Genomic DNA, 12,060 nt, shown 5'->3' with positions numbered 1-12,060 from the left:
GCGTGAGAACTGGGTCAGGGACGTGAGTCGCGGATGCGGGTGAGTGCCTTGCGGACGACTTCGGGGTTGGTCGTCTCCCAGAACGGAGGCAGTGATGCGCGAAGGTAGCCCGCGTATCTCGCCGTGGCCAGACGCGGGTCGAGCACGGCCACCACGCCCTTGTCGTCGGTGCTTCGAAGCAGGCGACCCACGCCCTGTGCCAGGAGCAGCGCCGCGTGATTGGCCGAGACGCTGAGAAAGCCGTTACCGCCATGGGATTCGATAGCCTGCTGGCGAGCCATCAACAGTGGATCGTCCGGGCGCGGGAACGGAATCCGGTCCAATATGACGAGGCTCAGTGACGGACCCGGAACATCGACGCCCTGCCACAGGGACAACGTGCCGAACAGTGACGTGGGTTCGTCCTTGGCGAAGGCCTTGACGAGGGTGCCGGTGGCGTCGTCGCCCTGGCACAGGATGGGGGTGTCGAGGCGTTCACGCATCGCCTCCGAGGCGGCTTTGGCGGCGCGCATCGACGAGAACAGGCCGAGGGTGCGTCCGCCCGCAGCCTCGACGAGTTCGGCGATCTCGTCGAGATAGACCGGGGAGAGGCCGTCGCGGCCGGGCGTGGGCAGGTGGCGGGCAATGTAGATGATGCCGGCCTTTGCATGGTCGAAGGGCGACCCGACGTCGAGTGAGTTCCAGCGGAAAGCCGAAGCGTCAGAAGGTGCTTCGGTGCCGATGGCGGTACCCGAGTCGGGGCGCGCGGACGACTCCGCAGGAAGACCCCAGTTGACGGCGAGACCGTCGAACGATCCGCCGACGGTCAGTGTCGCGGAAGTGAGAACGACGGTGGATTCGGCGAACAGTCGCGAGCGCAGCAATCCGCCGACCGAGAGCGGAGCCATCCGGACGGAGCGCCGCACCGATCCGCGGAACTCGTCCGAGGACAGCCAGACGACGTCCTTGCGCTTGGCCGGGTCGGGTTCGTCGAAAGCGGTGAGAATACGCACGGCACTGTCGTGGACGTCGTCGACGGACGAGAGTGCGGCGTTGCGGGCCGCAGCGGCTTCGGGATCTGCAGCAGCCATTCCCGGTTTGGCCGGACCGATAGCGGTGCGCAGCGACCAGGCCGCGTCGCGGATCGCAGCCAGTGCGGGTGCCGCCCCGTCCGGGAGGCCTTCCCAGCGACCTGGGCGCAATTCCTCGAGGAGTCCAGCCCACCCCTCGCCGGCAGCTTCGAGGCGATCGGCATCCTGCTCTTCGGCGATCTTGCCGCAACGCCGGGCCGCGGCACTGATCGAGGCGGCAGTGAGATCGGCCGTGGCGACGCCGGTGACGCGGTCGACCAACTCGTGGGCCTCGTCGATCACCACGACGTCGTGGTCAGGCAGGATCTGGATGCCGGTGATGGCGTCGATCGCGAGCAGTGCGTGGTTGGTGACCACTACGTCGGCCTTCGACGCCTCGACTCGGGCGCGCTCGGCGAAGCAGTCCTCACCGACCGGGCACTGGTTCTTACCGATGCATTCGCGGGAGGTGACACTGACCTGCCGCCACGCGTGATCGGATACGCCCGGCACCAATTCGTCCCGATCACCGGTTTCGGTGTCTGAGGACCATTCGGTGAGGCGGACGACCTCCCGGCCGAGACGCGAGACCGTGAACGGATCGAACAACTCGTCCTCGGGTGGCTGCTCGGACGCGCCGGTATGGATCTTGTTCATGCACAGGTAGTTGTTGCGGCCCTTGAGGATTGCGAACTCTGCGCGTCGGCCGAGTGGCTTTTTCAGGGCATCGGCGAGTCGAGGCAGATCTCGGTCGACGAGCTGACGCTGCAGCGCGATGGTGGCGGTGGACACGACCACGGTGCGTCCCGATTCGACCGCGTGGCGCAGGCTCGGAACGAGGTAGGCGAGCGACTTACCGGTACCGGTGCCGGCCTGGACGGCCAGATGCTCGCCGGTGTCGATCGAGTGCGCCACGGCGGACGCCATCGTCAGCTGACTGGTTCGTTCGGCACCGCCGAGCGACCGCACCGCTGTCTGGAGCAGTTCGGGAACGTTCGGGAGTTGATCGGCCACCCACGAAGGTTAATGGATCCCTACGTCAGAAACGTCCACGGATGATTCCCGGGGTAGTTCCCCGGCATTCGAGTCTTCTTCCGACGAGGCCTCGTCTCGCCCGATCAGCTGCACTCCCGCCTCCCGCATCTGCACCAATGCCGACTCGATCGTGGCGGTCGACACACCAGCGGTGAAGGGGAGAAGGACAGTCGTGGCGAACCCCGCGCGCGCGGCATCGACGGCCGTGGCCTTGACACAGTGATCCGTGGCAATTCCGATCACGTCGACGTCGGTGATCTCGTGGGCGCGGAGCCAGTCCTCGAGCGTCGTGCCGTCCTCGGCTGCTCCTTCGAAACCGGAGTAGGCCGCGCTGTAGGCGCCCTTGGAGAAGATCGCCGACCCGGCGACGGAAGCGTCGAACGCCGGATGGAACTCGGCGCCGGCTGTCCCGACGACGCAGTGAACCGGCCAGCTGTCGATGAAGTCGGGATTCTCGGAGAAGTGCGCCCCAGGGTCGATGTGGAAATCGCGAGTCGCGACTACGGCGTCGTACTCGTGGGAGTTGACGAAATCGTTGACGGCTCCCGCAACCGCAGCGCCGCCGTCGACCGCGAGAGCGCCACCTTCACAGAAATCGTTCTGAACGTCGACAATTATCAGTGCTTTTGCACTCACTGGTGCTCACCTCCGGTGAATCGAACGGGCACAGCCGAGTCTCCGCGCGAGAGTTTGAGGCCTTCCCACGGCAGGCTCACGAGCCCTGCCTTCAGAACTGCTCTGCTCTCTTCGAGCGTCGGCGCGCTGTCGACGACCTTGCCTTCGCGAACCAGCGGGATCAGCAGTTCGGTCGCGCCGTCCGCCTCGGAGACAGGTGACGGTGATCCGGCGGGGTAGATGACTTCTTCGACGATCGTTCCGGTCGGACGTACTACGCGCAGTGCCTTCTTTGCGCCGCCGCGAGATGCCTTGTTGGTGCTTCTCTTCTCGACCGCGATTCCGTCGACCTCGACAAGTTTGTAGACCATGCCGGCGGTGGGGGCGCCTGATCCGGTGACCAGGGAAGTGCCGACGCCGTACGAGTCGACGGGTTCGGCGCGCAGAGCCGCGATCGCGTACTCGTCCAGGTCGCCGGAGACGACGATGCGTGTTTTGGTAGCACCGAGATCGTCGAGTTGTTGGCGTACCTGACGAGCAAGAACGCCGAGATCGCCGGAGTCGATGCGAACCCCGCCCAGCTCGGGACCGGCAACGGCGACAGCCGTTTTCACACCCTCGGTGATGTCGTAGGTATCGACGAGCAACGTGGTGGATACGCCGAGTGCCGCGACCTGACCGCGGAATGCCGCTGCCTCGTCCGGACCGTCTTCGGTGGTGTGCAGGAGAGTGAAGGCGTGCGCGCTGGTACCTGCACTGGGTACGTCGTGACGCCGCGCGGCTTCGAGGTTGGAGGTGGCGTCGAAGCCGGCGAGATACGCGGCACGTGAAGCGGCGACGGCGGCCTGTTCGTGTGTACGACGCGAGCCCATCTCGATCATCCGTCGACCGCCCGCTGCGCTCACCATGCGGGCTGCGGCCGAAGCGATCGCGCTGTCGTGGTTGAGGATCGAGAGAATCAAGGTTTCGAGGATGACGCACTCGGCGAAAGTTCCGCGGACCGAAAGGATCGGTGATCCGGGGAAGTAGAAATCGCCCTCGCGGTAGCCGTCGATGTCACCGGAGAATCGATAGTTGCGCAGCCACTCGACGGTCGTGTCGTCGAGAAATTTTGCAACGATCGCCAGTTCCGGTTCACCGAACCGGAACTGCTCGAGTGCGTCGAGAAGGCGCTCGGTACCGGCGACGACGCCGTAGCGACGACCGTCTGGCAGCCGCCGTGCAAATACCTCGAAACTGCAGTTGCGGAAGGCAGATCCGTCGGCGAGAGCCGCCGAGAGCATGGTCAGTTCGTACTGATCGGTGAGCAGTGCGGTGCTGGCACCGGCGTCGCGGATGTCGGAAATTTGCGTAGGCACGCACACAACTCTATGCGCGAGACGACGTGGGTGGGTGTTGTCGCCTCTCGTCGCGCCGTACCCTGGATACATGGTTTTCGGCGGCGCGACCGTGTCCGGCACTTACTCGGCGAACGTAACGATGAGAGGCGCTACGGCTTCCTCTCCTCAAGCCACGCCCGAGCAGTCGGAGGCTGTTTCGACCATCGAAGCCGCAGATCGGCCCTGGGTGACCATCGTCTGGGACGACCCGGTCAATCTCATGCATTACGTGACTTACGTGTTCCAGAAGTTGTTCGGCTACAGCAAAGCCAAGGCCACCGACTTGATGATGCAGGTCCATTCGGAGGGCAAGGCCGTGGTCTCGAGCGGTTCGCGCGACAAGATGGAGGCCGATGTTCGTCGCCTCCACGCTGCCGGTCTCTGGGCCACGATGCAACGCGACGACACCTGAGAAAAGCACTTTTTCGACCGATTTGTTCGCCTAACTCGTAGACGGGAGTCCGACGCGTGCGGACGTGGAGTAGGAAGAGTTCACTCGGCGGAGTGAAGTTCAAGTCCGAGATGGACGGCCACGAGGCGGCGGTTCTGCGCTCGCTCGTGGAGTCGGTGACCGGGCTTCTCGACGAGCGCTCGTCTTCGGCGCCGCAAGACGAGCTCGCCGCGCTGACGGGTCTTCGTACCGGAAATTCGGAGACGCCCGACAATCCGGTCTTGGCGCGTTTGCTTCCCGACTTCCAGCGCACCGATCCGGACAAGGTCGCTCCGGACAGTGACGATCTCGACGACGCCGGCGCCAATGTCAACGGCGCGCTGCGCAGTTTGCACGAACCCGAGATCATCGACGCCAAGCGTGAGTCCGCTCGCACGTTGTTGGCTTCGCTTCCGGAGGCCGGCGGCAAGGTCGTTCTCACGCAGGAACAGGCCGACGCCTGGCTGTCCTCGCTCAACGACGTCCGTCTCGCGCTCGGAACCAATCTCGGCATCGACGCCGACACACCGGAGAGCCTCGAACCCGACGACCCGCGAGCCCCACATCTCGACGTCTATCACTGGTTGACGTGGATGCAGGACTCCCTCGTCCAGGCGCTCATGCCATGACCACAACGCGGACCGGGCCCACTGATTCACTGACAGATGTCGCCGGCCTCGCCGTCGGTCATCACCACAAGCTCGACGAGGGAGCCACTCTCGGAAGCGGCGCAGCCACCGGCTGCACGGTCGTGCTCGCGTCGGCCGGTGTGGTCGCCGGAGTCGACGTCCGGGGCGGCGGTCCGGGTACCCGCGAGACCGATCTGCTCGACCCGAGCCATTCGGTCCAGCAGGTCAATGCCGTGCTGTTGACCGGCGGTAGTGCCTACGGACTTGCCGCGGCCGACGGAGTGATGCGCTGGCTCGAGGAACACGATCACGGGATCGCGATGGGCGCTCCCGGCCAGGTGGTACCGATCGTGCCCGGCGCCGTGATCTTCGATCTGCCGGTGGGGGACTGGACCGTTCGTCCGACCGGCGATTTCGGATTCCTCGCTGCCGACACTGCTTCGCGCGAATTCGCCACGGGCACGGTCGGCGCGGGGGTAGGTGCCAGAGCCGGAGCGCTCAAGGGTGGGGTGGGAACGGCCAGCGTCGTGATCGCCGACGGCCCCGCCGAGGGGACTACGGTCTCCGCCTTGATCGTGGCGAATCCGGTGGGTTCGGTCTTCGACCCCAGAACAGGCCTGCCGTGGGGCGTCGGCTCGGACGGCGCGGAGTCGTTCGGCCTCAGGCTCCCCGACGCGTCCGAACTCGCGGCGGCCAATGCCGTTGCAGCCAAGGGAACTGTCCTCAACACCACGATCGGTGTGGTCGCCACTGACGCCGCCTTGACGAAAGCCGGGTGCCGACGCGTCGCCGTCGCAGGTCATGACGGCCTGGCCCGAGCGATTCGGCCCGCACATTCGCCGCTCGACGGCGACACGATCTTTGCGCTCGCCACCGGTGATCACACTCCGAATTCGGAGATCACGGTTCCGGACGCTTTCCCGAACGATCTGCCGATACTCGACGCGGTGTGCGCGGCTTCGGCCCAGGTGGTCGAACGTGCGATCGTCACAGCGATTCTCGACGCCACGTCGGTAGCCGGAATCCCGAGCTACCGCGAACTCTTCCCGTCCGCATTTCTCTAGGCAGCACTCCTGGAATCGGCGGTAATCTCGAATTGAGCCTGGTCGCGAGTGACCGGATCAGAAGACCGGATCGACGGTGGAGGACGCACACGATGAGGATGGATTTCAACAGTCCGGACTTCGGCACCCGGACGCCGGCACCGAAATCCGGTCCGCCCTCGGTGTGGAAGCAGTCGGCCGTGTTGGTGGGCGGCTTCGCGATCCTGCTCTACGTGATCGAGATCGTGGATGTCATCTCCGGTCAGAATGTCCAGAACGCCGGCGTCACCCCGCGCACGCTCGACGGCCTGTGGGGAATCCTGTTCGCCCCGGTGCTGCACGACGACTGGGGTCATCTGATCGCCAACACCATTCCGGTGCTGATCCTCGGATACCTCGTGCTGGTGTCGGGAATTGCGCGGGGACTCGCGGCGACCGGCATCATCTGGGTGATCGGCGGCGTCGGGACCTGGTTGTTCGCCGGCTCGAACTCGAATCACGTCGGTGCGTCCGTGCTGATCTTCGGCTGGGTCACCTACCTGCTGGTGCGCGGGTTCTTCACGCGGAGTTTCACACAGATCCTGATCGGCGTTGCCGTCTTCGTCGTGTACGGCGGAGTGCTGTGGGGCGTTCTGCCGAGCGATCCACGGGTTTCCTGGCAAGGGCATCTGTTCGGAGCGATCGGCGGCGTGGTTGCCGCCTGGGCGTTGACGTCGGGGGAGAGGGCCAAGCGCGCCGGGTCGGCGCCGGCCGTTCGACCACCGAGTTTCTGAACGGACGTGGGTCACACCCTCACTGCGGTGTGACTTCGACGCGCCAAAACCACCAAGAGCTTTTTCCCAGACGGGTAGACGTGGCAGCATGACCGGTATGCGCATGACCGTCCTGGGGTGTTCCGGCAGCGTCACGGGTCCGGATTCACCGGCTTCGGGATACCTGCTCACGGCACCGGGAACTCCGCCGCTCGTGATCGACTTCGGCCCGGGAGTTCTTGGGGCGTTGCAGCGATACGCCGATCCGGGCGAGGTGACGATCCTGCTTTCGCACCTTCATGCGGACCACTGTCTCGACATGCCCGGCCTGCTCGTCTGGCGTCGCTATCACCCCAACCCGCCGGTCGGCCGTGCTCTGGTTTACGGCCCCACCGACACCGCGTGCCGCATCGGAGTGTCCTCCGCCGAGTGCGCCGGCGAGATGGACGACATCTCCGACACCATCGACGTCCGGCTCTGGGCCGAGAACGAGCCGGTGACGTTCGGTGAACTGAGCGTCGTCGCCCGCCGGATGAATCATCCACCCGAGGCTTACGGTTTCCGGATCACCGGCGCCGACGGCCGCGTCCTCGTCTATACAGGCGACACCGGAATGTGCGACAACGTCGTCGAACTCGCGCGTGGTGCAGACGTGTTGCTCTCCGAAGCGTCGTGGACCGACAGTCCGGATCGCCCCGAGGGAGTTCACCTCTCCGGTAAGGAAGCCGGCCGTGTGGCTGCGCTCGCCGGCGTCAAGGAACTTCTCCTAACGCACATCCCGCCGTGGACATCGCGTGAAGACGTGATCGCCGAAGCGAAATCCGAATTCTCCGGACCAGTGCATGCCGTCTCCGCCGGAAGTGTCTACGACATCTGATTCCCCTCACATTCGGTGCAGCGCTCACCGGGCGACCGCTAGGCTCACGAAGGTGACTACACGAGAAGACGGTAGGGCGGACGACGAGCTCCGCACGGTCAAGATCACCCGCGGGTTCACCAGTCACCCGGCCGGATCCGTTCTGGTCGAGTTCGGGAACACTCGCGTCATGTGCACGGCCAGCGTCGAAGAGGGTGTACCCCGCTGGCGCAAGGGCTCCGGCTTGGGTTGGCTGACAGCCGAATACGCGATGCTTCCCGCCGCCACGCACACACGCAGTGGCCGCGAATCGGTCAAGGGCAAGGTCGGCGGCCGCACGCAGGAGATCAGTCGACTCATCGGCCGATCACTTCGAGCGTGCATCGATCTCGCGGCAATCGGTGAGAACACCATCGCCCTCGACTGTGATGTCCTCCAAGCCGACGGCGGCACCCGCACCGCGGCAGTGACGGGGGCATACGTAGCCCTGGTCGACGCCGTGACGTACCTGCGCGCAGCCGACCTGCTCTCCGACCCGCAGCCCATCTCGTGTGGCATAGCGGCCGTCAGCGTCGGCGTCGTGGACGGACGAGTGCGCCTCGATCTTCCGTACGAAGAGGATTCGCGCGCCGAGGTCGACATGAATGTCGTGGCCACCGATACCGGCACGCTGGTGGAAATCCAGGGAACCGGTGAGGGCGCCACGTTCCCACGCTCGACGCTGGACAAGCTGCTCGACTCCGCTCTGGCTGGTTGTGAGCAACTTTTCGAGATCCAGCGTCAAGCGCTGGCCGAGCCGTATCCCGGGGTGCTACCCGAACCGAAGAATCCGGAACCCAAGAAGAAGTTCGGTGCCTGAGCTGTGAGCGTACGAGTACTGGTTGCCAGCCGAAATGCCAAGAAGCTGAAGGAACTTCACCGGGTGCTCGACGCCGCTGGAGTGAACGGAATCGAACTGGTCGGGCTCGACGAGGTCCCGCCGTTCCCCGAAGCCCCCGAGACCGGAGCGACGTTCGAGGAGAATGCGCTCGCCAAAGCGCGTGACGGAGCAGCTGCAACCGGAATGCCTTGCATCGCAGACGATTCCGGTGTCGAGATCGACGCACTCAACGGTATGCCCGGTGTGCTGTCCGCGCGATGGTCGGGCACTCACGGAAACGACGGCGCCAACACGGCTCTGGTCCTGGCTCAGCTGGGAGACGTGCCGGACGAGCGTCGAGGCGCGGCATTCGTCTCCGCCTGTGCACTGGTGATCCCCGGCGGCGACGAGACCGTCGTGCGCGGCGAATGGCGCGGGGTGATCGGCCGCGAACCAGCCGGCGACGGCGGCTTCGGATACGACCCCATCTTCCGTCCGGACGGCGACACCCGCTCGGCCGCAGAACTCACCCCGGCCGAGAAGGATGCGGCGTCACATCGAGGGCGCGCGCTCGTACAGCTCGTTCCGGCTCTGGCGGCGCTGGCCGACTGAACCGAATCCGAAAAGTGGAGCCCTGAACGCGTCTGCGTTCAGGGCTCCACTTTTTGAAACTCAGAGCTGGTAAGCCTGCTTCACCTGGGCAGTTCGCTTGTGCTCGAACACGAACGACAGGAACGGGATCGTGCCGGCGAGCGCGGTGGCAACCGTCGTACCGGGCTTCCACCGGGCCTTGATCGCCAAGTCGATCGTGAACACGAGGTAGAGCATGTAGAACAGGCCGTGGATCTGGCCGATGTAGAACAACCACGACGGTGCGTCCGCCGAATTGTCGAGAATCAGGTACTTGTAGACCATCTCACCGGTCAGGAACAGCAGCCAGAGGCCGGTGATCCAGGCGAGAACGCGGTATCGGACCAGCGCCGACGCAACCTTCTTCTGCTTTTCTGCGTTGACCGCGGGGGTAGCGATGCTCGCTTCCGAACCGGTACTCACGTCGTGCTCCTATCGGACTCGCGAGCGGCGAGCTGCGCAAGGTAGTCGTTGTATTCCAGCATTTGGCGGGCTTCAGGGTCGTCGACGTCGAGGTTCACATCGTCGAACTCGGCCCGCGGGCGTTGCGGCAAGAGGTCGGCGGGAATCTCACGCGGCTCCGCGGCGGCTTCCTCGGCTTCGGCCTCTTCGGGGTCCACGTCTTCGAGCTGAACGAACTTGCGATACGCGTACACGACAAACGCCGCGAACAGCGGCCACTGGAACGCGTACCCGAGATTCTGTCCCGAGCCTCCGACGGCTTCGAAGCGCTCCCACTGCCACCAGCCGAGCGCGAGGCAGCCGGCAGCTGACACGATGACCAGCAGAATCAGCGCAGGTCGGCGTTTAGTAGCGTTCTTGGACACACTAAGACGGTACCTGAGAGCTATAGTGCCTCGCCCTGCGATCTCCGACACGGTGTCGTAGAGGCCGTGCCACGGCGTGTCGTGGGAGCCGTTCCACAGCACCTGTGCGCTATGCCCATTCTCACCCGCAACGCCAGGGCACTGAACACATTCTCCCGGCTGTACTGCATCGATAACCTCGGCGCGTATCCGAAAGCAGGGGAGTGTTTCATGCACATCAGAGTGATTCGCCCGGTCATCGACACCACACTGACTCCGGCGGTGACAGCCGAGGTGGAGCACTGGGCGGCGCCCGGCACGACGGTCGACGTCGTTTCGCTGCCTACCGGTACGGCGAGCATCGAGTCCGAGTACGACGAGGCACTTGCCGGCCCCGGGATAGTGCAGAGGGTCGAGGAAGCGGCAGCCGACGGCGTGGACGGTGTGTTCATCACATGTTTCGCCGATCCCGGAGTGCATGCCGCCCGAGAGGTCATCGGCGCACCGGTGGTCGGCGGCTTCGAGCCGTCATTTCTGACAGCGATGAGTCTGGGCGATCGCGTCGGTGTCGTGACTATCCTGCCGAACGTCGTGCCGATTCTGCGATCGCTCACTCGGCGGTATGGGCTCGATAGTCGGCTGGGCAGTATTCGAGTCGTGGACATGCCGGTGCTGGGCCTCACCGATCGGGAGGAACTGATCGATCGACTGGCCGCACAGGCGTCTGTGGCAGTGGAGAACGGCGAGGCCGATTCCGTCGTTCTCGGTTGCACCGGGATGCTCGGTGTGACCAGTGCAGTCCGAGACAGGCTGCATGGCAAAGGGATTCACGTTCCGGTTGTGGATCCGACGGCGTCGGCGATCACGTGGTTGGAGAGCTCGGTCCGTCTGGGGCTGACGCCGAGCCGGACGACATACATGACCCCGCCGGTCAAGGCTCGAAAGCGCTGAGCCTGATCTAGAACCGAAAAAGCCCCGCCGGATCTGATCCGGCGGGGCTTTTCGTTGTGCGCGAGGGGGGACTTGAACCCCCACGTCCTGAGACACTGGAACCTAAATCCAGCGCGTCTGCCAATTCCGCCACTCGCGCGCGGAATTCAAAGGATACGCGAGTGGAATCGCTCGCGGGCACACCACCCTGGTCGGGATGCGCCCGGGCGCTCTCACGCCGTTGTGGCAAGTGGATCCGCTGCCGGCGGCGTAGCGGATCTCTCCGATCGGCGCGGTTGCTCAGCGGTGCGTTGATATCGCCACGCAGCGTGGGTGAGCGTTTGAACATCGACATCGAGATGTTCGGCAACCGCAACGAGCAACTCGGCTGCGTCGGTGCTCGACAACAATTTCTCGCTACTGCTTGCTTCGGTGGCGAACCGTGCAAGCAGGTCGATCGAAGTTACCGTCAACCTCCCGGACAGGAACATCAGTGTCTCGAAGGTCCTGGGGCCGAGCCCCGGAACGGAGACGACTGCCGAACGGAGGCTTTCGGTGTCCTCGACGTCGGCACTGGACCTGCAACCGGCATCGACGAGCGCCTTGGCCGCACGAGCCGCACCCTCGGCTTTGGTGAAGTAGTTGCCCGGCACGCGCTGGCGATTGCCGAGAATCGTTGCGAGCTCGTCGCCACGGTCGGTGAAGGCGGCGAGGGCGGGCAAGCTGTCGAGGCGATCGTCGGCGGCTACCGAGCGGTGTGTGCGCCAACGGTCGACGACGGCGCGGACTCCGGTCTTCGGTGTTCCGTAGGCGGCGCGCGACGAGAAGATCGCGTCGAGAAGGGCGGCTTCGGACTCGCGCGGCCATCCCTGATTCCAATGCGGCCACGCCTCGCGCGGAAGCTCGGCGCCGATGAATTCGGCCGCTCTGACTACGTCTGTGTCTTTCATGATTTCTCCCCCCGAGAAGTTGTCCGGTGTGGACGCGCTGAACGTAGCGAGGGGGTCCGACAGATTGTGGCCCGGAACGCACGGGATCGACCGTCCG

The 12,060-nt window shown here is 64.9% G+C and carries 14 protein-coding genes and 1 tRNA gene; 8 read left to right on the top strand and 7 right to left on the bottom strand.

What is annotated here, in order from left to right; all coding sequences use genetic code 11:
* Positions 1-14: 14 nt before the first annotated feature.
* Genes ACBG85_RS18400 through ACBG85_RS18390 form a run of 3 tightly spaced genes read right to left on the bottom strand, consistent with a single transcriptional unit; the run spans position 15 to position 4,057 of the window.
* On the bottom strand, positions 15-2,063 hold the full coding sequence (locus ACBG85_RS18400) for an ATP-dependent DNA helicase (protein WP_064689273.1): 2,049 nt from the start codon (positions 2,061-2,063) through the stop codon (positions 15-17).
* A 9-nt stretch (positions 2,064-2,072) separates the two neighbouring features.
* Positions 2,073-2,720, bottom strand: a complete 648-nt coding sequence (locus ACBG85_RS18395) for a nicotinamidase (RefSeq protein WP_042925786.1) — start codon at positions 2,718-2,720, stop codon at positions 2,073-2,075.
* A complete protein-coding gene (locus ACBG85_RS18390) occupies positions 2,717-4,057 on the bottom strand; it encodes a nicotinate phosphoribosyltransferase (protein WP_030537905.1) in 1,341 nt (446 codons plus the stop codon). The genes ACBG85_RS18395 and ACBG85_RS18390 overlap by 4 nt, the downstream gene beginning before the upstream one ends.
* Positions 4,058-4,178: 121 nt before the next feature.
* Between ACBG85_RS18390 and clpS the strand changes: the two genes are divergently transcribed.
* From clpS to rdgB, 7 genes are all read left to right on the top strand, one after another.
* Positions 4,179-4,490 (top strand): ATP-dependent Clp protease adapter ClpS, encoded by a 312-nt coding sequence (gene clpS / locus ACBG85_RS18385; protein WP_037132099.1) that lies wholly within the window; start codon positions 4,179-4,181, stop codon positions 4,488-4,490.
* 56 nt (positions 4,491-4,546) lie between these two features.
* Complete coding sequence (locus ACBG85_RS18380) at positions 4,547-5,137, top strand: DUF2017 domain-containing protein (RefSeq protein WP_064444086.1); 591 nt, start codon at positions 4,547-4,549, stop codon at positions 5,135-5,137.
* Positions 5,134-6,201, top strand: a complete 1,068-nt coding sequence (locus ACBG85_RS18375; RefSeq protein WP_003945309.1) for a P1 family peptidase — start codon at positions 5,134-5,136, stop codon at positions 6,199-6,201. Before ACBG85_RS18380 ends, ACBG85_RS18375 begins: the two co-directional genes overlap by 4 nt.
* A 92-nt stretch (positions 6,202-6,293) precedes the next feature.
* Positions 6,294-6,953, top strand: coding sequence for a rhomboid family intramembrane serine protease (locus ACBG85_RS18370; protein WP_372024270.1), 660 nt, complete (start codon positions 6,294-6,296; stop codon positions 6,951-6,953).
* A 97-nt stretch (positions 6,954-7,050) separates the two neighbouring features.
* Positions 7,051-7,809 (top strand): cyclic nucleotide-degrading phosphodiesterase, encoded by a 759-nt coding sequence (locus ACBG85_RS18365; RefSeq protein WP_007733274.1) that lies wholly within the window; start codon positions 7,051-7,053, stop codon positions 7,807-7,809.
* Positions 7,810-7,861: 52 nt separating this feature from the next.
* Positions 7,862-8,647 carry a ribonuclease PH gene (rph, locus tag ACBG85_RS18360; RefSeq protein ID WP_003945332.1) on the top strand — a complete coding sequence of 262 codons (786 nt, stop codon included), beginning with the start codon at positions 7,862-7,864 and terminating at the stop codon, positions 8,645-8,647.
* Positions 8,648-8,650: 3 nt separating this feature from the next.
* Positions 8,651-9,259: an RdgB/HAM1 family non-canonical purine NTP pyrophosphatase gene (rdgB, locus tag ACBG85_RS18355; protein ID WP_064444087.1), complete on the top strand. Its 609-nt coding sequence runs from the start codon at positions 8,651-8,653 to the stop codon at positions 9,257-9,259.
* A gap of 60 nt (positions 9,260-9,319) precedes the next feature.
* Here rdgB and ACBG85_RS18350 read toward each other — a convergent pair whose 3' ends face one another.
* The gene (locus tag ACBG85_RS18350) at positions 9,320-9,700 is read right to left on the bottom strand and encodes a DUF3817 domain-containing protein (protein ID WP_003945334.1); all 381 of its coding nucleotides are present in this window, start codon (positions 9,698-9,700) and stop codon (positions 9,320-9,322) included.
* Complete coding sequence (locus ACBG85_RS18345; RefSeq protein ID WP_020970031.1) at positions 9,697-10,104, bottom strand: hypothetical protein; 408 nt, start codon at positions 10,102-10,104, stop codon at positions 9,697-9,699. The genes ACBG85_RS18350 and ACBG85_RS18345 overlap by 4 nt, the downstream gene beginning before the upstream one ends.
* A gap of 210 nt (positions 10,105-10,314) precedes the next feature.
* Here ACBG85_RS18345 and ACBG85_RS18340 point away from each other — a divergent pair, with 210 nt between their 5' ends.
* Positions 10,315-11,034: an aspartate/glutamate racemase family protein gene (locus ACBG85_RS18340; protein WP_372024265.1), complete on the top strand. Its 720-nt coding sequence runs from the start codon at positions 10,315-10,317 to the stop codon at positions 11,032-11,034.
* A gap of 57 nt (positions 11,035-11,091) precedes the next feature.
* On the opposite strand, the gene ACBG85_RS18335 is transcribed toward ACBG85_RS18340, so the two are convergent.
* Together ACBG85_RS18335 and ACBG85_RS18330 are read right to left on the bottom strand one after the other, a co-directional pair.
* A tRNA-Leu gene (locus ACBG85_RS18335) sits at positions 11,092-11,173 on the bottom strand.
* A 73-nt stretch (positions 11,174-11,246) separates the two neighbouring features.
* Complete coding sequence (locus tag ACBG85_RS18330) at positions 11,247-11,963, bottom strand: hypothetical protein (RefSeq protein WP_372024262.1); 717 nt, start codon at positions 11,961-11,963, stop codon at positions 11,247-11,249.
* Between the last annotated feature and the right edge of the window lie 97 nt (positions 11,964-12,060).

It is taken from the genome of Rhodococcus sp. NyZ502 (genome assembly GCF_041464245.1).
Taxonomy (GTDB): Bacteria; Actinomycetota; Actinomycetes; order Mycobacteriales; family Mycobacteriaceae; genus Rhodococcus_F; species Rhodococcus_F qingshengii.
Note: the sequence above shows the minus strand (reverse complement) of the source record. Positions and strands in the feature narration are given on the sequence as shown.